Source organism: Streptomyces sp. 8N616 (assembly GCF_052246385.1).
Lineage (GTDB): Bacteria > Actinomycetota > Actinomycetes > Streptomycetales > Streptomycetaceae > Streptomyces.
The window spans coordinates 1-19,837 of the sequence record NZ_JBQQBY010000061.1 but is presented as its reverse complement, the minus strand read 5'-3'; the positions used below and the strand labels follow the sequence as shown (position 1 = coordinate 19,837).

Below are 19,837 nucleotides of genomic sequence, written 5' to 3'. Positions count from 1 at the left end.
AGGGGCGCACCCGGACTCCGGGTGCGCCCCTCGTGTGGTGCCGGGTGCGCGTGATTCTGCGCTTGATTCCTCGCGTTCTTCGCGCGATTCCTCGCGATCAGCGGCGCGGGCGGGAAGCGCCGTCGTGATCAGTAGCGCGGCCGGTTGAACCAGGCCGCCGTCTGGGACTGCAGCATCGCGGCGAGGATGAAACCGCCGATCGCGAGGCCGACGACACCGCCGACGGCGGAGCTGCCGGTGCCGGCCGCGAAGTTGCTCAGGCTGAGCAGGATGAACAGCGCGGCGTAGACGATGGTGGCGATCCGGATGCCGGGGCCGCCGTTGCCGAACTTCGCGCCCAGGAAGATCGCGAAGCCGGCGAAGGCCAGGACGACGAAGACGACCGCGTAGCCGAGGCCCGCCAGGCCGTCGGTCTTGTCACCCGCTCCTATCTCGTTCGACACGTCCTGCGCGGCGGCGACGGCGATGGCCGCGACGATCGCCACGATGATCTGCAGCCCCGCGACGATGAACAGGATGACGCGGGCGGCCTGCGCCATGCCCGGCAGCTGCATCTGCACCGCACCGGGGCCGCCGGGATACGCCGGGTAGGGCGGGGCCGGCTGCTGCGCCGGATAGCCGTAGCCGGGCTGCGAGCCGTAGCCGGGCTGAGCCGGGGGCTGCTGCGGATAGCCGTACGGCTGCTGAGGCGGCTGCCCCTGCGGCTGCTGGCTGTAGGGGTTGTTCGGGTCGGAATAGCTCATCCGGGGTTCCTCCGAGCGGATGTACGGGGACGACGCGCGCCGCACGGAGGTCGGATGAAACAGCGGCCCGCCCCCCGTACTGCCGCGGTAACTCTTTCGGTCATCGTCGTGGTGGAACCCGTCGGTTGTCCAGCCAAGATCCACAAACGTGGCGAATCGGAAACCTGGAGGGACTCCGGACGAAGCCCTGGGCGGCGCCCTGGGCGGTGGCGTGAGCTGCGGCGGCTCCCTGATGGGGGCCTGATGGGGGCCTGATGGGGGCTCGATCGAGGCCTGATGCGGGGCTGACGGGGGCCTGATTGGAACGCAAGCCGCCGTATCCGGGAGGATGGAGCTATGACCGCCAAGATTCTCGATGGCAAGGCCACCGCCGCCGCGATCAAGTCAGAACTCGCCGCCCGCGTGGAGGCGCTCAAGGCCCGTGGGGTCACGCCGGGCCTCGGGACCCTGCTGGTCGGCGACGACCCGGGCAGCAAATGGTACGTCGCGGGCAAACACCGCGACTGCGCCCAGGTGGGCATCGCCTCCATACAGCGTGAACTGCCCGACACCGCCACCCAGGACGAGATCGAGGCGGTCGTACGGGAACTCAACGAGGACCCGGCCTGCACGGGCTACATCGTCCAACTCCCGCTCCCCAAGGGCATCGACGTCAACCGGGTGCTCGAACTCATCGACCCGGCCAAGGACGCCGACGGCCTGCACCCGATGAGCCTCGGGCGCCTCGTCCTGAACGAGACCGGGCCGCTGCCCTGCACCCCGAACGGCATCGTCCAGCTGCTGCGCCACCACAAGGTGGAGATCAACGGTGCGCACGTCGTGGTCGTCGGCCGCGGCGTCACCGTCGGCCGCTCGATCGGCCTGCTGCTGACCCGTAAGTCCGAGAACGCGACGGTGACCCTGTGCCACACGGGCACCCGCGACCTGTCCGCCCAGCTGCGCCAGGCGGACATCATCGTCGCCGCCGCGGGCTCGCCGCACATCGTGAAGCCGGAGGACGTGAAGCCGGGCGCGGCCGTACTGGACGTGGGCGTGAGCCGGGACGAGCACGGCAAGATCGTCGGCGATGTGCACCCGGGTGTGGCGGAGGTCGCCGCCTGGATCTCGCCGAACCCCGGCGGCGTGGGCCCGATGACGCGGGCGCTGCTGCTGCAGAACGTCGTCGAAGCGGCCGAACGCCGTGCGCCTGCGGCGCGCTAGGAAGGGAGTCGCCACTCATGGCTGAAGGCCAGGCGAACGGCGCGGCCGGGGCGCCGCGCCTGCGGCGCGGTGCCTTCGGCGCGGAGCCCTGGAATCGGGGTGACGGCAGCGCCGCTGAGCGGCACCGGCCCGCCGGGGCAGCCGGAGGCAGCACCGGCGGCGCGGCCGACCGGCACCCGCCCGCCGAGGCGGACCGTACTGGCGGCGGGCCGGCCGGAGACCCGGGCCGGGACGGCGACGGATCCGCGCGCGCCAGGAGCGCCGCGGAGCGCGGGGGCGCCGGTCCTTCCAGCACACCTGGTGGCACAGCCGCCCAGGGGCCCCGCGGCGAGGCGGCGCCGGGCGCAGGCGCGGCGGTCGGCGACTCGGGCCGCTCGCACAAGAGCCGTCGTTTTCCCCGGGTCACGCGGGACACCGCGCGCCCGGAGGGAGGTGGGCGTGCCGCGTCGGGCGACGCGCCCGCGCCCGCGCGGCAGTGGCCGCTGCTGACCGTGCTCGGCGGGACCGCAGCCGGGCTGCTCGTCGTCACCGCAGGCGCCGTCCGGATCGGCATCATCATCGTCGGTCTCGCGCTCATCACTGGCGCCGTCCTGCGCTGGGCGCTGCCTGAAGTCGGCATGCTGGCCGTGCGGTCCCGGTTCACGGACATGGTCACGTACGGCGCGCTCGGCTTTGTGATCGTGATGCTGGCGATGATGATCCAGCCCGACCCCTGGCTGGAGATTCCCTGGCTGGAGGACGTGGTCCACTTCACGGTGCGCTGACGCGGCGAGGCCGGGCCGGGGCCCTCCCGGCGTATTCTGGGAGCCGGGTATCTCGATGCCGAGATATTCGAAAGCCTGAGCCACGCGAGAGGGACGAAGCACTCCCATGGCCAAGATCAAGGTAGCCAACCCCGTCGTCGAGCTCGACGGCGACGAGATGACCCGCATCCTCTGGCAGTTCATCAAGGACAAGCTGATCCTGCCGTACCTCGATGTGGAGCTGAAGTACTTCGACCTGGGCATCGAGCACCGCGACGCCACGAACGACCAGGTCACCGTGGATGCGGCCAACGCGATCAAACAGCACGGCGTGGGCGTGAAGTGCGCCACCATCACACCGGACGAGGCCCGCGTCGAGGAGTTCGGCCTCAAGAAGATGTACCGGTCGCCGAACGGCACCATCCGCAACATCCTCGGCGGCGTCATCTTCCGCGAGCCGATCATCATGAGCAACGTCCCGCGGCTCGTCCCCGGCTGGACCAAGCCGATCGTCGTCGGCCGTCACGCCTTCGGCGACCAGTACCGCGCGACCGACCTGAAGATCCCGGGCGAGGGCACCCTCACCATGACCTTCACCCCGAAGGACGGCTCCGAGCCCATCGAGCTCGATGTGTACGACTTCCCGGGCGGCGGTGTCGCGCTGGCCATGTACAACCTGGACGAGTCCATCCGCGACTTCGCCCGCGCGTCCTTCCGTTACGGCCTGACCCGTGACTACCCGGTCTACATGTCCACGAAGAACACGATCCTCAAGGCCTACGACGGCCGCTTCAAGGACATCTTCCAGGAGATCTTCGACTCCGAGTTCAAGGCCGAGTTCGACGCCAAGGGCCTGACGTACGAGCACCGCCTCATCGACGACATGGTCGCCGCGGCCCTGAAGTGGGAGGGCGGCTACGTCTGGGCGTGCAAGAACTACGACGGCGACGTCCAGTCCGACATCGTCGCGCAGGGCTTCGGCTCGCTCGGCCTGATGACCTCCGTGCTCATGTCCCCCGACGGCAAGACCGTCGAGGCCGAGGCGGCGCACGGCACCGTCACCCGCCACTACCGCCAGCACCAGCAGTCCAAGCCGACGTCGACGAACCCGATCGCCTCGATCTTCGCCTGGACCCGTGGCCTGGCCCACCGCGGCAAGCTCGACGACACCCCCGAGGTCCTCAGGTTCGCCGAGACGCTCGAGCAGGTCTGCATCGAGACCGTCGAGGCCGGCCAGATGACCAAGGACCTGGCGCTGCTCATCTCCAAGGACCAGCCGTGGCTGACCACGGAGCAGTTCCTGGACGCCCTGGACACCAACCTGCAGAAGAAGATGGCCGCGGCCTGATTCGCAGAAGTCAGCGGAGATTCGGCGATTTCGCACCAGCAACGGCGCCCGTCCTCTCCCCCGGGTGAGGACGGGCGCCGTCGCGTTCGGAAGGGAGCGTCGCTGCCGCGCCCCCGTGGCGCGTCCCTTCCACGCACGAGGATCTTGGGCCCGGCGGCCGGGCTCAAGGTTTACGGGTCCCCTGTGGCGCAGAAGTGACGGTTTCGGCGCGGTGCTGCATCCGTGCAACAACCGTCACCGGAATGTGTCGGATGTCTCGTGCTGGTACACGGGAGCCCGGGGCGCTCGGTGTGAGCATCCGGCCGTCTCCGACCGTATGCACGTGTGGGCCCCCGCTATGGGAACTGACATCCTGGACACGCGCATCCGTGAACGAGTCCCGGACAAGGGTGCGATGGGGGAGTTCACGGTGCCGGGACGATGTGCACGACTCGGGGGGAACAGGGGGAGGCAATGCCTCGTTGGAGGACGCTGCCGGAGGAACTCGACCCGCAGGTACGGGAGTTCACCAGTCAGCTCCGCAGGCTCGTCGACCGCAGCGGCCTGTCCGTTTCCGCGGTCGCCGACCGCACCGGCTACAGCAGGACGTCGTGGGAGCGCTATCTGAACGGCAGACTGCTGCCGCCGCAGGGCGCCGTCGTGGCCCTGGCCGAGGTGACCGGCGCGAACAGCGGTCATCTCACCACCATGTGGGAGCTGGCGGAGCGGGCCTGGAGCCGGGCCGAAATGCGGCACGACATAACGATGGAGGCGATACGCGTTGCGCAGGCGCGGGCCGCTCTGGGGGAGCTCGCCCCGCCGCCCGCGAAGGCTTCGAAATCGGCCAGGTCCGATAAAGGGCGCAAGGCGCGCAAGCCGGAGGAGGCCGCGGCTGCCGTCCCGGAACCCCGGGACTTCCCGGGCCACTTCGAGGCGGCCGGCGCGGTCACCGGCGCCGACGCCGTCGATGGCGCCGGCGCCGGCGGCATCGGCGACGTCGGCCACACCGGCGACGGCAGTGATCGGGACAGCCGCGGCAGCCGGAGGCGGGGCGGCCGCCGCGTACCGATGTTCCTGGCCGGGGTCCTCGGCGCGCTGGTCGTGATCGCGGGCGGCGTGCTGCTGCTCGGCCTCGGCAGGGACGACGGCAGCGAGGCCGCCGAGCCCCCGCCCTCGCCGACCGCCTCGAAGAAGTCCGACCTGCCCGCCGGGGTCAAGTGCAGCGGCGCCGACTGCGCAGGCGAGGACCCGGAGGTCATGGGCTGCGGCGGCAAGTACGCCGAGACCGTGTCCCAGGCCACCGTCGGCGGGGCGTTCATCGAAGTCCGCTACAGCGAGGTGTGCGGCGCGGCCTGGGCGCGTATCACGCAGGCCGCCCCGGGCGACGCGGTCAGCATCACCGCGGCGAAGCGGACCGAGAGCGGCACGGCGGACGCGGACAAGGACGCGTACACCCGCATGGTCACCGTGACAGCGCCGGAGTCGGCGAAGGCGTGCGCGCGGACGAAGGCGGGCGCCGACGGCTGCACCGTGCCCGAGGCCGGGGCCACCGCAGGGACTGCAGGGAACGCCGAGACAGCGGGGACCGCCGGGAACTAGCACGCCGCGGACGTTGTGCGGCCCCGCCCCGTGTGCGGCCCCGCCCCCTGTGCGGCTCCGCCGCCTGGGGGCCCTGCCCCGGATCTCGGGGTCCGGTGGCGCAGCCCCTCCTCATAGAACGTCGCAAAACGTATGCATGCCCCCGCAGATCCAGGGCAGGCGAACCGCACCCCCCACGGGTGCCGTGCACCCCCAGGCGGCCGCTCGCTCTCCCCCCTCATCCCCGCGAGCGGCCGCCACGCACGGGGCGATAGCCTGACGCCGGAACTCTCTTGATACCAAGAGACCCACCGCATACGGGCAGGGACACCCACCGCCAGGCAAGCCAAAGCAGGAGATCGCCATGACCCGCACTCCCGTCAATGTCACCGTCACCGGCGCGGCCGGCCAGATCGGCTACGCGCTGCTCTTCCGCATCGCCTCAGGCCACCTCCTCGGCGCGGACGTGCCGGTCAAGCTGCGCCTTCTCGAGATCACTCCGGCTCTCAAGGCCGCCGAGGGCACCGCCATGGAGCTCGACGACTGCGCCTTCCCGCTGCTCCGGGGCATCGACATCACCGACGACCCGAACGTGGCCTTCGACGGCACGAACGTCGCCCTGCTCGTCGGCGCCCGCCCCCGTACCAAGGGCATGGAGCGCGGCGACCTGCTCGAGGCCAACGGGGGCATTTTCAAGCCGCAGGGCAAGGCCATCAACGACCACGCCGCGGACGACGTCAAGGTTCTGGTCGTCGGCAACCCGGCGAACACCAACGCGCTGATCGCCCAGTCCGCCGCCCCGGACGTACCGGTCGAGCGGTTCACCGCGATGACCCGCCTCGACCACAACCGCGCGATCTCGCAGCTGTCGAAGAAGACCGGCGTCCCGGTCTCCGAGATCCGCAAGCTCACCATCTGGGGCAACCACTCGGCGACCCAGTACCCCGACATCTTCCACGCGGACGTCGCGGGCAAGAACGCCGCCGAGGTCGTGAACGACGAGAAGTGGCTGGCCGACACCTTCATCCCGACCGTCGCCAAGCGCGGCGCCGCGATCATCGAGGCCCGCGGCGCGTCCTCGGCCGCCTCCGCCGCCAACGCCGCGATCGACCACATCCACACCTGGGTGAACGGCACCGCGGACGGCGACTGGACCTCCATGGGCATCCCGTCGGACGGCTCGTACGGCGTCCCGGAGGGCCTCATCTCCTCCTTCCCGGTCACCACCAAGGACGGCAAGTACGAGATCGTCCAGGGCCTGGAGATCAACGACTTCTCCCGCACCCGTATCGACGCCTCCGTCGCCGAGCTGGCGGAGGAGCGCGACGCGGTTCGCGGCCTCGGCCTCATCTGACCCGGGCGGGTCACGGCCCCCGGAGAAATTCGAGCGCCTGAGCGACCCGGAACACCCGAGAATCCGAAACACTCGAAAGGCCCGTGAAGGGCACGTGAAAGGCCCCGGTTGTCTACCGGGGCCTTTTCCGTTTCCCTATGCTGTGACGGCGTCCAAACAGTCAACTCCCCCTGTGCAAACGGGAGTTCGAGCAGCTCGGGGGAACGTGTGTCACGCCAGCACATCCCGGCACAGCCCGCTCTTCCGTCACAGCCCCAGCCCCAGCCCCAGCCCCGACCCGAGTCCCGGCCCCAGCCGGAGCCTGCCCCTCGCCCTGCCGCCAGCGAGGCCACCCGGCTGCTGTGTGCCGGCACGTACCTGGACGACGACTACCGCGACGCGGTCCTCGACGAGCTCTACGTCCACGAGGAGCGGATCGCGGCCCCGTCCCTCGGCATCGACGCGGCCCGGGTGCTCGCCCACGCGCTGCGCGCCCGCCGCCTCCAGGCGGTCTGGGCGGTGGCCGTCGTCGCCCTCTGGGTGCTCGCCTTCGTCTTCGCCAGTACGCAGGCCACTGCCTTCCTCATCCCGTGCGTGCTGCTGGTGCTGGCCGCCCGGCTCCGCGGCGGCACCTCGGGCCCGTTCCACGCCGATTACCCGGGCGCACGGCGCACCCGCCGCTTCCGCCGGGTGGCAGCGGCCTATCTCCGCCTCGTGGGCCGGCTGTCGCTGGCGCTCTACGCGGTGTCGGCGCTCATGGTCGCCACGGCCGACGAGGAGACCCTCTACGAGCTGCAGAGCACCGACCTGATCGTCTCGGACGAGCGCGCGGCGGCCTGGTTCGCACTGGTGATTCCCCTGGCGATGGCCGCGTGCATCGGAGCTCACCGCGAGCAGGTGGCCAGGATCATCTCACGCGAGCTTCAACCCGAAGCCTTCGCCGACCGGGCCCGCCCGGACGTCGCGGAGGCCACGGCCGGGGAGCGCTTCGCGCGCCTGCAGCAGCGGATCCGGCTCGAACAGCGCTCGCCCCTCATCTATTACCACCCGCAGCAGCCCTTCCTCGGCGCGGGCAGCCCGTACGAGCCCTGGACGCTCGCCGTCGAGCTGCGCCGGGACCAGAACGCGCCGGGGAAGCCGCTGGCCGAGCTCAACAACCGGGAGGTCCTGCGGCGCGTCAAGCCCCTGGTCGAGAATCTGCGCACACCCGCGAACCCCGATGCCCCGCAGGCCGCCACGGTCCGCGACCGGCTGCGCGGCCTCGAGGTCGACGAGTGCGTCTTCGTACGGGCCACGGGCGTGCCGGTGCGCGCTCAGGCGCCGCTGCAGCAGAAGCACTTCGACGCGGAGCGGGAGCGCGCCATCGAGGAGGGCGGCGAGGGCCGCAGGCACTTCCTGCGCATCCGCGTCGGCGCCTGGGAGGAAGAGGTCGTCATCACCGTCTTCGTCCGCGTGCACACACAGGGCCGCATGCTGATGCTGGAGATCGCCCCGCACGTGCTGCGGCCCGTGCGCCGCGACTTCCGCGCCGTGGACCGCGTCTCCGCCAACTACTGGCGCGGCAAGCCGGTGGGCAGGGCGGTCTGGGCGCTCGGACAACTGCCCACGGGCGCCGTCCGGTCAGTCGTCCACGCCTTCCGCGAGGCCGGTTTCCTGTGGCGGATGTGGACCGGAGGTCACGCGGCGGCCCTGCCCGACGGGCCCTGGACGTCCGTACGGGAACTGGGCAGCGACGAAGGAGCCTCGCTCTTCCAGGAGATGGACGTCAGCCGCTACCTCAAGAGCGTCCAGGACCGGGTCGCCAACGGCGTACGGCAGGCGCTCGCCGCGGCGGGCTGGCAGACCGACGAGTTCGTGCAGCAGGTCGTCAACGTCAGCGGCGTGTACATCGGATCCGCGGAGAACAGCGCCATCGCGGTCGGCGACCACAACACGCTGGAGAACAAGCCGGCGGAGGACCAGCCGGCGGCAGGCGGGGAGCAGGACCAGGAGCAGGAGCACGTGGAAACGGGAGGGCAGTGATGGCGGCCGGTGAGCCGGACGAGGGCAGCGGGGGTGGCGGCGGCCGCGGGCGCGGTAGGGGGCCGGGCGGCGGAGGCACGCGTATCGGTGACGTGACCGGCAGCGCCGTCGTGATCGGCAGCAACAACCAGGTCAGCAACACGGCGGGAAACACCGGCGGCCCGGCGGCGGAGGACGAGGTCCACGAGCGGCTGCTGCTGGCCGTACAGCAGCTCAGGGACGACCTCGGGCGGCTGGTGGAGACCCCCGAGATCACCGCACTGCGCGACGAACTCGACGACACCGAGGGCGAGATCCGGCGCACCGGCCAGGCCGACCCGGTCCGCTTCGCCCGGCTGCGGCAGCTGCTGCAGGACGCCGCCACGGGCATCGGCGCGCTCGCCTCAGGGGTCGCCGTCGGGCAGGCGCTGGCCGCGCTGGGCGGCTGAGATGGGCGAGGGCGAGAACGAGCCGTACTGGGACGAGCAGTCGCAGCGCTGGGTGATGGGCACGGCGCCGCCCGGCCCGCCTGCCCCGCCCGGACTCTACGATCCGGCGCCACGGCCGCCGAACAGCTGGGTGCTGCCCGCGACCCGCTCCCGGGTCGCCGTGCTGCTGACCGCCGCGGCCGTCCTCGGCGGCGGGCTCGGCTTCGGCGTCTGGGCGCTGCTCCGCGACGGCGGCGGCCCTGCCGATGCCCGGCCGGGTACGAGCGTGAGCGCCTCGCCGACCGGGCCCGCGTCGGAGTCGAACCCGCCCGCTTCCGCGTCCCCGAGCACGGTGGCGGATGAGCCCCCCGAGGGCTTCCAGCGGGTGGAGGACCCCGGCGGATTCAGGCTGGACGTGCCCACGGGGTGGCAGCGCAGCGAGGACGGGACCGGAATCTTCTACAAGTCGTCCGACGAGCGGGGCCTGATCCAGATCTTCCGGCTGGACGGCCCCGAGGCGACCCCGTACGACGCTCTGCTGGAGGCTGAGCGGTTCCTCAAGAACAACAAGAACTACGAGCGGCTCGGGCTGCAGAGGCTCGGCCCCGGCGACGGCTCCGACGCGGAGCTCGACTACGCCTACGACAGTGAGAAGACCGGCCCGCGCCGGGTCCTCGACCGGGTCTTCACGGCGCCCGACAGCGAGATGTACGCGGTGCTGGTGGCGGGGCCCCGCGAGGACTGGCCCGAGCAGCGGGACATCCAGGAGGTCGTACTGGGCGCGTTCTGCCCGACAGGCTTCTGCGACGCGGGAGACGGCGGAGCGCCTACGCCGTAAGCGGGCGGTCCGCCGGGCCGATGGGGGCCGGGAGGACGGTGGACCCGGTGAGGTAGCGGTCCACGGCCGCCGCGGCGGCGCGGCCCTCCGCGATGGCCCAGACGACCAGGGACTGGCCACGGCCCGCGTCGCCCGCCGCGAAGACGCCGTCCGTGGTCGTCGTGAAGCGCGCGTCGCGGGCGAAGTTCCCGCGGCCGTCCAGCTCGAGACCGAGCTGATCCATCAGCCCGTCGTCCTGCTCGGGCCCGGAGAAGCCGAGGGCCAGCAGCACCAGCTGCGCCGGGATCACCCGCTCGGTGCCCGGTAGCGGCCGCCTGTGCTCAGGCTCGACCTCGGCGAGGTGCAGCGACCGGACGCCGCCGCGCTCGTCCCCCTCGAAGCGGAGGGTGGCGGAGGCGAAGATCCGGGGGTCCCTGCCCGCTCCGTCCCTGGCCTCTTCGTGGGCGTGCGAGATCCGGTAGACCTTGGGGTACGTGGGCCACGGCTCGTCGTCCCGCCGTCCTTCGCCCGGCTCCGGGTTGATGTCCAGCTGGGTCACGGTGGCCGCGTGCTGGCGGATGGCGGTGCCGAGGCAGTCGGAGCCGGTGTCTCCGCCGCCGACGATCACGACGTGCTTGCCCTCCGCGGTGACGGGCGGCGCGTCGTAGTCGCCCTCCTGCACCCGGTTGGAGAGCGTCAGGTACTCCATGGCCTGGTGGATGCCGGTCAACTCCCGGCCGGGTACCGGAAGTTCCCGCCACGCGGTGGCGCCCACGGCGAGCACCATCGCGTCGTAGCGCCCGCGCAGCTCTGCGGCGTCGACATCGCGGCCTACGTCCACGCCGGTGCGGAACTTGGTCCCCTCGGCCCGCATCTGGTCGATGCGGCGGTCGATGTGGCGCTTCTCCATCTTGAATTCCGGGATGCCGTAGCGGAGGAGCCCGCCGATGCGGTCGGCCCGCTCGTAGACGGCGACGGTGTGCCCGACGCGGGTGAGCTGCTGGGCGGCGGCGAGACCGGCGGGGCCCGAACCTATGACGGCGACGGTCTTGCCGCTGAGCCGCTGGGGCGGCTGCTCAGGCGCATAGCCCCGGTCCCACGCCTGGTCGGCGATGGTGGACTCGATGTCCTTGATCGTCACGGGTTCGGAGTTGATCGCCAGGACGCAGGAGTCCTCGCACGGAGCGGGGCAGAGGCGCCCGGTGAACTCGGGGAAGTTGTTGGTGGCGTGCAGCCGCTCGGCGGCGGCGCGCCAGTCGCCCTGCGAGGCGTACTCGTTCCACTCCGGGATCAGGTTTCCCAGCGGGCAGCCGCTGTGGCAGAACGGCACGCCGCAGTCCATGCACCGGCCGGCCTGCTCGGTGACGACCGGGAGCAGGTCCTGGCCTGCGTAGACCTCATGCCAGTCGGACACGCGCTCCGCGGCAGGGCGGCGCGGTCTGGATGTGCGGGGGGTTTTGAGGAAGCCCTTGGGGTCGACCATGTGCTGCTCCATCGCTTGCAGCGTCGCACCACGGCGTTCCGGCCACTCTACGCCTGCTTTGTCCACCTTTCACCGGCCGGAAACCCCCGGATCGCGCCCCGGGCGCCGCCGTGGGGGCGGCCCTCCGTCGCACCGCCCCGAGTAAGCGCCGGCCGAGCCGAATGCCGCCCCGCGGCGGTGCGTACCCGCCCGGCCCCGCCCGTCTGCAGTCAGCGCGGAGTCCCGGTGCGCGCAGCGTGAAATGGGTCACTGAGCGTGAAAACTTGCGCATGCCTTTGCCGCTTCGGGGGAGGGGTCCCTGCTGCTGGTCGGCCGCGCGGTCGTCCGGTGATGAACATGTCAGGCAGGGGAAGGCAGAAAGCGACGTGTCGGCAACCGAGAGTATTCACATCGACGGGGTGTGGCGATCCGCCGCATCCGGTGTCAGCCGCGAGGTCCTCGACCCCGCAGACGCCAAGACTCTGGCGCGCGTCGCCGAGGGTGGCGCCGAGGACGCCGATGCAGCCGTCGCCGCAGCCCGCCGTGCGTTCGACTCCGGTTCCTGGCCGCACACGCCCGTCGCCGAGCGCGCCGCGCTGCTGCGCCGGGTCGCCGAGCTGCTGCAGCGTGACCGCGAGGCGATCGCGCTCATCGAGAGCCGGGACACCGGCAAGACGCTCGAGGAGGGGCGGGTCGACGTCGATGACGTCACCAACGCCTTCCGGTACTTCGCCGACCTCGTCGTCAACGAGAGCGGCGGGCGCGTCGTCGACGCCGGCTCCGACGACGTACACAGCGTCGTCGTCCACGAGCCGGTCGGCGTCTGCGCGCTGATCACCCCCTGGAACTACCCGCTCCTCCAGGCCAGCTGGAAGATCGCCCCCGCTCTCGCCGCCGGCAACACCTTCGTCATCAAGCCGAGCGAGATCACGCCGCTCTCCACGGTCCACCTCGTCGGACTGCTCGTCGAGGCCGGGCTCCCGGCCGGGGTGGCCAACATCGTCACCGGCGCAGGTGACCCCGTCGGCGCCCGGCTCTCCGAGCATCCCGGCGTCGACCTGATCTCCTTCACCGGTGGCCTCGCCAGCGGCACCAAGGTCATGCAGGCCGCCGCGCCCACCGTGAAGAAGGTCGCGCTGGAACTGGGGGGCAAGAACCCCAACGTCGTGTTCGCCGACGCGTGCGCAACCGACGAAGGGTTCGACACCGCCGTCGACCAGGCCCTGAACGCCGCCTTCATCCACAGCGGCCAGGTCTGCTCCGCCGGCGCCCGGCTCATCATCGAGGAGTCCGTCCGCGACCGGTTCGTCGCCGAGCTGGCCGCCCGCGCCGAGCGGATCAAGCTGGGCCGCGGCACCGAGGACGGCGTCGAGTGCGGCCCGCTCGTCTCGGCCCAGCAGCTCGAGAAGATCGAGGCGTACGTCGACTCGGCCAGGGAAGAGGGCGCGGTCGTACGCTGCGGCGGCAAGCGGCCGAAGCCTTCCGACGTACGGCCCGCGACCGGCTACTTCTACCCGCCGACCGTCCTCGACTACTGCCACGGCGAGATGCGCGTCGTGCGCGAGGAGACCTTCGGACCGATCCTCACCGTCGAGACCTTCCACACGGAGGACGACGCCGTCGCGCTCGCCAACGACACCGAGTACGGGCTCGCGGGCGCCGTGTGGACCTCCGACCCCGGCCGCGCGCGGCGCGTCGCCCGCCGCCTGCGCCACGGCACGGTGTGGATCAACGACTACCACCCGTACGTCCCGCAGGCCGAGTGGGGCGGCTTCGGCAAGTCCGGCATCGGGCGCGAGCTCGGCCCCTCCGGCCTCGCCGAGTACCGCGAGGCCAAGCACATCTACCAGAACCTCGACCCGCGCCCGGTGCGGTGGTTCGGCGGCTGACGCCGCGGAATCGGCGGGCGTGTCCCGCCGGCGGTCGCGCCCTCCGGTGGTCGCGCCCGCGGGTGGTCGCGCCCTCCGGCCGGCCGCCCCGCCGGCGGTGGCGTACGGCGGCCCGCGCCCCGGAGTGACCGAGGGTGCCGGGCCCCCGCGGACACGTGAAGACCGCCCCTGAGACCCCAGAGAAGGCCACCAGACGGCAAGTACGACGGTGGCACGTACGACGAGGAGCAACACTCCCATGACCATCCCCCGCAGCTACGACTACGTCGTGGTCGGCGGCGGCACCGCAGGATCGGTGATCGCCTCCCGCCTCACTGAGGACCCGGACGTCACGGTCGCCGTCATCGAGGGCGGTCCCTCCGACATCGACCGGCCCGACGTCCTGACCCTGCGCCGCTGGCTCGGCCTGCTGGGCGGGGACCTCGACTACGACTACCCGACGGTGCCCCAGCCGCGCGGGAACTCGTACATCCGGCACAGCCGGGCCCGCGTGCTCGGCGGCTGCTCCTCGCACAACACCCTGATCAGCTTCAAGCCGCTGCCGTCCGACTGGGACGAGTGGGCTTCAGCCGGCGCCGAGGGCTGGGACGCGGTGTCCATGGACCCGTACTTCGACCGGCTGCGCAACAACATCGTGGCCGTCGACGAGAAGGACCGGAACGCCATCGCCCGCGACTTCGTCGAGGCGGCGCAGGGCGCGCTGGGCGTGCCGCGCGTCGAGGGCTTCAACAAGGAGCCGTTCCACGAGGGCGTCGGCTTCTTCGACCTCGCCTACCACCCCGAGAACAACAAGCGTTCCTCGGCCTCCGTCGCGTACCTGCACCCGCACATCGAGGCGGGCGACCGGCCGAACCTCCACATCCTGCTGGAGACCTGGGCGTACAAGCTGGAGCTGGACGGGACGCGCGCCACCGGCGTCCACGTCCGCACGAAGGACGGCGAGGAGATCCTCGTCGGGGCGGGCCGCGAAGTCCTCGTCTGCGCGGGCGCGGTGGACACCCCGCGGCTGCTGATGCACTCCGGCATCGGGCCGAAGCGGGACCTGGAGGCGCTCGGCATCCCCGTCGTGCACGACCTGCCGGGCGTCGGGGAGAACCTGCTCGACCACCCCGAGTCGGTGATCGTGTGGGAGACGGACGGGCCGATTCCGGAGAACTCCGCGATGGACTCCGACGCCGGTCTCTTCGTGCGGCGGGACCCGGAGTCCCGCGGCCCCGACCTGATGTTCCACTTCTACCAGATCCCGTTCACCGACAATCCCGAGCGGATCGGCTACGAGAAGCCCGAGCACGGCGTGTCGATGACCCCGAACATCCCCAAGCCGCGCAGCCGCGGGCGCCTCTACCTCACCAGCGCCGACCCGGCCGTCAAGCCTGCCCTCGACTTCCGCTACTTCACGGACGAGGACGACTACGACGGCAACACCCTCGTCGACGGCATCAAGATCGCCCGGGAGATCGCGAAGACCGAGCCGCTCGCCCAGTGGCTCAAGCGCGAGGTCTGCCCCGGCCCCGAGGTCACTGACGACGAGGAGCTCAGCGCGTACGCACGGCACGTCGCGCACACCGTCTACCATCCTGCGGGCACCTGCCGCATGGGTGCCGCGACCGACGAACTCGCCGTCGTCGACCCGGAGTTGAGGATCAGGGGCTTGGAGGGGATCCGGATCGCCGATGCGTCCGTGTTCCCGACGATGCCCGCCGTCAACCCCATGATCGGTGTCCTGATGGTGGGGGAGAAGGCCGCAGAACTGCTCGTCCAGAAAACGACACCGGGAGGTGACGCGTGATGTCCGAGAACCAGGCAACCGATCCGGTGTTCTCCGTCCGCAACCTGTGGAAGGTCTTCGGCCCCAAGGCCGACCGTATCCCCGGCAGCCCGTACGCCGAGCTGCCCGCGGACGAGCTGCGCGCGCAGACCGGCTGTACCGCTGCCGTGCACGACGTCTCCTTCGACGTCCGCAAGGGCGAGGTCTTCGTCGTCATGGGCCTGTCCGGCTCCGGCAAGTCCACTCTCGTCCGCTGCCTGACCCGGCTCATCGAGCCCACCAGCGGCAGCCTGACCATCGACGGCGAGGACGTCCTCGCCATGGACCGGACCCGGCTGCGCGAGCTGCGCAGGCACCGCGCCGCGATGGTGTTCCAGCACTTCGGTCTGCTGCCGCACCGCTCCGTCCTCGACAACGTCGCGTACGGCCTGGAGATCCAGGGCGTCGGCAAGGCCGAACGCCGGGCCAGGGCGACCGAGATGGTGGAGAAGGTCGGCCTCGCGGGCCTCGAGGCGCGCCGCCCGGGCCAGCTCTCCGGTGGTCAGCAACAGCGCGTCGGCCTCGCCCGTGCGCTCGCCGTCGACCCCGAAGTGCTGCTCTTCGACGAGCCGTTCAGCGCCCTCGACCCGCTCATCCGCCGCGACATGCAGGAAGAGGTCATCCGCCTGCACCGCGAGGAGGGCCGGACGATGGTCTTCATCACCCACGACCTCAGCGAGGCGCTGCGGCTCGGCGACCGGATCGCGCTGATGCGCGACGGCCGGATCGTGCAGCTCGGCACGCCCGAGGAGATCGTCGGCTCCCCGGCCGACGACTACGTGCGGGAGTTCGTCCGGGACGTGCCGCGCGAGCAGGTGATCACCGTCGGTACGGCCATGCGCCCGGCGGACGTCGGCGAGTCCGCGTCCGGACCCGCGCTCGCCCCGAGCGCCACGGTCTCCGAGGCCATCGAGGCCGTCGCCCGCTCCGGCGACCCGGCCGCCCGGGTCATGTCCGACGGCAAGCTGCTCGGCGTCGTCGACCACGAGTGCCTGATCGGCGTCGTGGCGGGCACGGGCGCCTCGGGCGCCTCGGGCGGCTCCGGCGCCGAGGGCAAGGAGGTGACGGTATGACGAGCCACCTCCACGTAGCCATGTCGGCGGGGCACCGCCGCGGTGATGGCGCGTCGTTGGCGGGTGCGGGCCGGTGGCCCGCCCACCCTCCCCCAGAGCTTCGCCTGGGTGGGGGTACTCCCCCCGGCGAAGCCAGGGGGAGTACCCCCAGCCCCGCGGAACGCATGCCCACAAACCGGCGGAGGTGTTCATGACCGCCGCCACGTCCGTCGGCGGGGCCGACACCACCCGTACGTTCTCGTTGCGCGCGGTGGTCCGCCATCCCGCCGTGGTCAAACTGCTCCTGCTCGCCGTCGCGGCAGCGGTGCTCGTGCCGCTCGCCAACGCTCAGTGGGCCAGCGGCCTCTGGCCGGACGCGCTGACGGTCGACCTGTCGGGGCCGCTCGGCACCGCCAGCGACTGGATCATCGACAACCGTGACAGCCACCCGCTCTTCCTCTACTTCTTCGGGCACATCAGCAACGCCATCGTGCTGTCCGTGCGCGCCGTCTATCTGCCGCTGCTCGCGCTCGGCTGGGCCGGCGTCACGGCCGCGGCCGCGCTGATCGCATGGCGCGTCGCGGGCGTACGGCTCGCGCTGACCGCCGCCGCATCCTTCGCGCTGTGCGGCCTGCTCGGCATGTGGGTGCCGACGATGCAGACCCTGGCCCTGATGGTCGTGGCGGTCCTCGCCTCGGTCGTGCTGGGTGTGCTGCTCGGCCTCGCCGCCGGGTTGTCGGACCGTACGTACCGCGCGCTGCGGCCCGTACTCGACACGATGCAGGTGCTGCCCGCCTTCGCGTACCTGCTGCCCGTCGTGCTCGTCTTCGGCATCGGCGTGCCGGCCGCGGTCCTGGCGACCGTGGTGTACGCGGCACCGCCCATGACCCGGCTCACCGCGCTCGGGCTGCGGAACGCCGACGGCGGGGTCATGGAGGCCGTCGCCTCGCTCGGCGCGACCGGCAGGCAGCGGCTGCTGACGGCGCGGCTGCCGCTGGCCCGCAAGGAGCTGCTGCTCGGCGTCAACCAGACGATCATGATGGCGCTGTCCATGGCGGTCATCGCGTCCATGATCGGCGCGGGCGGCCTCGGCGACCGGGTCTACCAGGCGCTGTCCTCGGTGGACGTGGGCGCTGCGCTCGCCGCCGGTATCCCGATCGTGCTGCTGGCCGTCGTCCTGGACCGGGTGACCGGAGCCGCGGGTGAGCGGATCGGCGCCGAGCCGACCGGGCACTCGCTGCTGCGCGGATGGCGGGGCTGGGGCCTCGCCGCCCTGGCAGCGGCCGCCGTCGCCGTTGCCGGACGGCTGGCGGGCCGCACCGCCTGGCCCGACAGCTGGGTCGTCGCCATCGCCGGGCCCGTCAACACCGCCAAGGACTGGATGGTCGACCACCTCTACACCGGCGTCCCGGTGGTGGGCGGCACCGCCGACTGGGCCGCGCACTTCACCCACTGGGTCCTGGACCCCGTACGCGACGGTCTGCTCGGCCTGCCCTGGTGGGCCGTGCTGCTGATCGTCGCCGCCCTCGCCTGGCTCATCGGCACCTGGCAGACCGCCCTCACCGCCGTCCTCGCGATGGCCGCGATCGGCGTCCTCGGGGTGTGGAAGCCGTCGATGGACACGCTCTCGCAGGTCCTCGCGGCCGTCGCCGTGACGCTGGTGCTCGGCCTCGCCATCGGGGTCGCCGCCGCGCGCAGCGCCCGCCTGGAGAAGCTGCTGCGGCCGGTGCTCGACGTCTTCCAGACGATGCCGCAGTTCGTCTATCTGATCCCGGTGGTCGCGCTGTTCGCGGTCGGCCGCGCGCCCGCGGTGGCCGCGGCGGTCGTGTACGCGCTGCCCGCCGTCGTACGCATCACCACCCAGGGGCTGCGGCAGGTCGACCCGGCGGCGCTGGAGTCCGCGCGCTCGATGGGCGCGACCGGCGCCCAGCAGCTGCGCCAGGTCCAACTGCCGCTGGCCCGCCCGGCGTTGCTCCTCGCCGTCAACCAGGGAGTCGTCCTGGTCCTTGCCGTCGTCATCATCGGCGGTCTGGTCGGCGGTGGCGCGCTCGGGTACGACGTCGTGGCCGGTCTGGCCCGCGGCGACCTCGCGACCGGGCTGGTCGCGGGCGCGGCGATCGTCTGCCTGGGGCTGATGCTCGACCGGGTCACCCAGCCCACACAGCGCCGCGCGCGGAAGGAGGCCTGACATGGCGCGTATACGGATGCCGCGTCCGCGGATTTCGCGTCTGCGGATTTCGGATCTGCCGATACGGAGTCTGCCGATACGGAGGAAGACCGCCGCGGCCGTCGTCTCGGCCGCCGCACTGCTCGCGGCGACCGGCTGCGGCGCGGCGGACATGACCAAGCAGGCGTCGCCGTACGCCAACGCGCAGGGCGCGAAGACCGTCACCCTGTCCGTCCAGTCCTGGGTGGGCGCGCAGGCCAACGTCGCCGTCGCGCAATACCTGTTGGAGCACGAGCTGGGCTACCGCGTCGACACCGTCCAGGTCGACGAGATCCCCGCCTGGGACGCACTCAGCCAGGGCCGCGTCGACGCGATCATGGAGGACTGGGGCCACCCGGACCAGGAGCAGCGGTACGTCAAGGACAAGAAGACGATCGCGCGCGGCGGCGACCTCGGGGTGACGGGACACATCGGCTGGTACGTGCCGAAGTACTTCGCGGAAGCGCACCCGGACGTCACCGACTGGAAGAACCTGAACAAGTACGCGGACCAGCTGCGCACGGCGGAGAGCGGCAGCAAGGGCCAGCTCCTCGACGGCTCGCCCTCGTACATCACCAACGACAAGGCGCTGGTGAAGAACCTGGACCTGGACTACCAGGTGGTCTTCGCGGGCTCCGAGGCGGCGCAGATCACCCAGATCAAGCAGTTCGCCAAGCAGAAGAAGCCGTTCCTGACGTACTGGTACGAGCCGCAGTGGCTGTTCAACCAGGTGCCGATGGTGGAGGTGAAGCTGCCGGCGTACACGGATGCGTGCGGGGAGAAGGGGACGGAGGACCCCGAGTCCGTCGACTGCGCGTACCCGACGACCCCGCTGCAGAAGTTCCTGAACGCGGACTTCGAGCAGAAGGGCGGCAAGGCCGCCGAGTTCCTGAAGAAGTTCAAGTGGACCAAGGAGCACCAGAACGAGGTCTCCGAGCTGATCGCCGCGGACAAACTGTCGCCGCAGGAGGCGGCGGAACGGTGGGTCAAGGAGCACCCGGACGTCTGGAAGGCATGGCTGCCCTAGCGTCCTGCGTACCCAGGGTCCGGGCCGCGCCCGCAGGAACCAGGCCCGGGCCCGGGGCCGGGCTCTGCCCGGTCCCGGCGTGACCTGCCGCGCTTCCCCCAACCCCCCTTCCTCCACTCCCAACCCGCCCCGCTCCTCTTCCCTGCAGAGCAGGGAAGAGGAGCGGGGCGGGTTGAGGTTTCTGGGGCGGGTGGGCGGGTGTCGGTCGGTGTGCAGTTGCTGCG

15 protein-coding genes are annotated in these 19,837 nt (G+C 71.6%); 13 read left to right on the top strand and 2 right to left on the bottom strand.

What is annotated here, in order from left to right:
* Window positions 1-128: 128 nt before the first annotated feature.
* Entirely contained in the window at window positions 129-743 is a 615-nt protein-coding gene (locus tag ACTWQC_RS34555; RefSeq protein ID WP_443319821.1) for a hypothetical protein, read from the bottom strand.
* 336 nt (window positions 744-1,079) lie between these two features.
* Between ACTWQC_RS34555 and ACTWQC_RS34550 the strand changes: the two genes are divergently transcribed.
* From ACTWQC_RS34550 to ACTWQC_RS34515, 8 genes are all read left to right on the top strand, one after another.
* Entirely contained in the window at window positions 1,080-1,943 is an 864-nt protein-coding gene (locus ACTWQC_RS34550; protein ID WP_443319820.1) for a bifunctional methylenetetrahydrofolate dehydrogenase/methenyltetrahydrofolate cyclohydrolase, read from the top strand.
* A 17-nt stretch (window positions 1,944-1,960) separates the two neighbouring features.
* Window positions 1,961-2,707: a DUF3017 domain-containing protein gene (locus tag ACTWQC_RS34545; protein ID WP_443319819.1), complete on the top strand. Its 747-nt coding sequence runs from the start codon at window positions 1,961-1,963 to the stop codon at window positions 2,705-2,707.
* Window positions 2,708-2,813: 106 nt separating this feature from the next.
* The gene (locus ACTWQC_RS34540) at window positions 2,814-4,034 is read left to right on the top strand and encodes an NADP-dependent isocitrate dehydrogenase (protein ID WP_443319818.1); all 1,221 of its coding nucleotides are present in this window, start codon (window positions 2,814-2,816) and stop codon (window positions 4,032-4,034) included.
* A gap of 453 nt (window positions 4,035-4,487) precedes the next feature.
* Entirely contained in the window at window positions 4,488-5,612 is a 1,125-nt protein-coding gene (locus tag ACTWQC_RS34535; RefSeq protein ID WP_443319817.1) for a helix-turn-helix domain-containing protein, read from the top strand.
* Between the two features lie 343 nt (window positions 5,613-5,955).
* Window positions 5,956-6,945, top strand: coding sequence for a malate dehydrogenase (locus tag ACTWQC_RS34530; RefSeq protein ID WP_443319816.1), 990 nt, complete (start codon window positions 5,956-5,958; stop codon window positions 6,943-6,945).
* Window positions 6,946-7,152: 207 nt separating this feature from the next.
* Window positions 7,153-8,946, top strand: a complete 1,794-nt coding sequence (locus ACTWQC_RS34525) for a hypothetical protein (protein ID WP_443319815.1) — start codon at window positions 7,153-7,155, stop codon at window positions 8,944-8,946.
* Window positions 8,946-9,374 carry a hypothetical protein gene (locus tag ACTWQC_RS34520; RefSeq protein WP_443319814.1) on the top strand — a complete coding sequence of 143 codons (429 nt, stop codon included), beginning with the start codon at window positions 8,946-8,948 and terminating at the stop codon, window positions 9,372-9,374. Before ACTWQC_RS34525 ends, ACTWQC_RS34520 begins: the two co-directional genes overlap by 1 nt.
* 1 nt (window position 9,375) lies before the next feature.
* On the top strand, window positions 9,376-10,191 hold the full coding sequence (locus ACTWQC_RS34515) for a hypothetical protein (RefSeq protein WP_443319813.1): 816 nt from the start codon (window positions 9,376-9,378) through the stop codon (window positions 10,189-10,191).
* Here the strand turns inward: ACTWQC_RS34515 and ACTWQC_RS34510 are convergent.
* A complete protein-coding gene (locus tag ACTWQC_RS34510) occupies window positions 10,181-11,653 on the bottom strand; it encodes a glutamate synthase subunit beta (RefSeq protein WP_443319833.1) in 1,473 nt (490 codons plus the stop codon). The two genes, ACTWQC_RS34515 and ACTWQC_RS34510, sit on opposite strands and share 11 nt — an antisense overlap.
* Before the next feature lie 365 nt (window positions 11,654-12,018).
* Here ACTWQC_RS34510 and ACTWQC_RS34505 point away from each other — a divergent pair, with 365 nt between their 5' ends.
* The 5 genes from ACTWQC_RS34505 (at window position 12,019) to ACTWQC_RS34485 (ending at window position 19,613) form a co-directional block, all read left to right on the top strand.
* Window positions 12,019-13,521 (top strand): aldehyde dehydrogenase family protein, encoded by a 1,503-nt coding sequence (locus ACTWQC_RS34505; RefSeq protein WP_443319812.1) that lies wholly within the window; start codon window positions 12,019-12,021, stop codon window positions 13,519-13,521.
* A 238-nt stretch (window positions 13,522-13,759) separates the two neighbouring features.
* Window positions 13,760-15,310, top strand: a complete 1,551-nt coding sequence (locus tag ACTWQC_RS34500) for a GMC family oxidoreductase (RefSeq protein ID WP_443319811.1) — start codon at window positions 13,760-13,762, stop codon at window positions 15,308-15,310.
* Window positions 15,310-16,401: a quaternary amine ABC transporter ATP-binding protein gene (locus tag ACTWQC_RS34495; protein ID WP_443319810.1), complete on the top strand. Its 1,092-nt coding sequence runs from the start codon at window positions 15,310-15,312 to the stop codon at window positions 16,399-16,401. Before ACTWQC_RS34500 ends, ACTWQC_RS34495 begins: the two co-directional genes overlap by 1 nt.
* A gap of 190 nt (window positions 16,402-16,591) precedes the next feature.
* Window positions 16,592-18,568: an ABC transporter permease gene (locus ACTWQC_RS34490; protein WP_443319809.1), complete on the top strand. Its 1,977-nt coding sequence runs from the start codon at window positions 16,592-16,594 to the stop codon at window positions 18,566-18,568.
* Window position 18,569: 1 nt separating this feature from the next.
* A complete protein-coding gene (locus ACTWQC_RS34485; RefSeq protein ID WP_443319808.1) occupies window positions 18,570-19,613 on the top strand; it encodes an ABC transporter substrate-binding protein in 1,044 nt (347 codons plus the stop codon).
* Window positions 19,614-19,837: the final 224 nt, after the last annotated feature.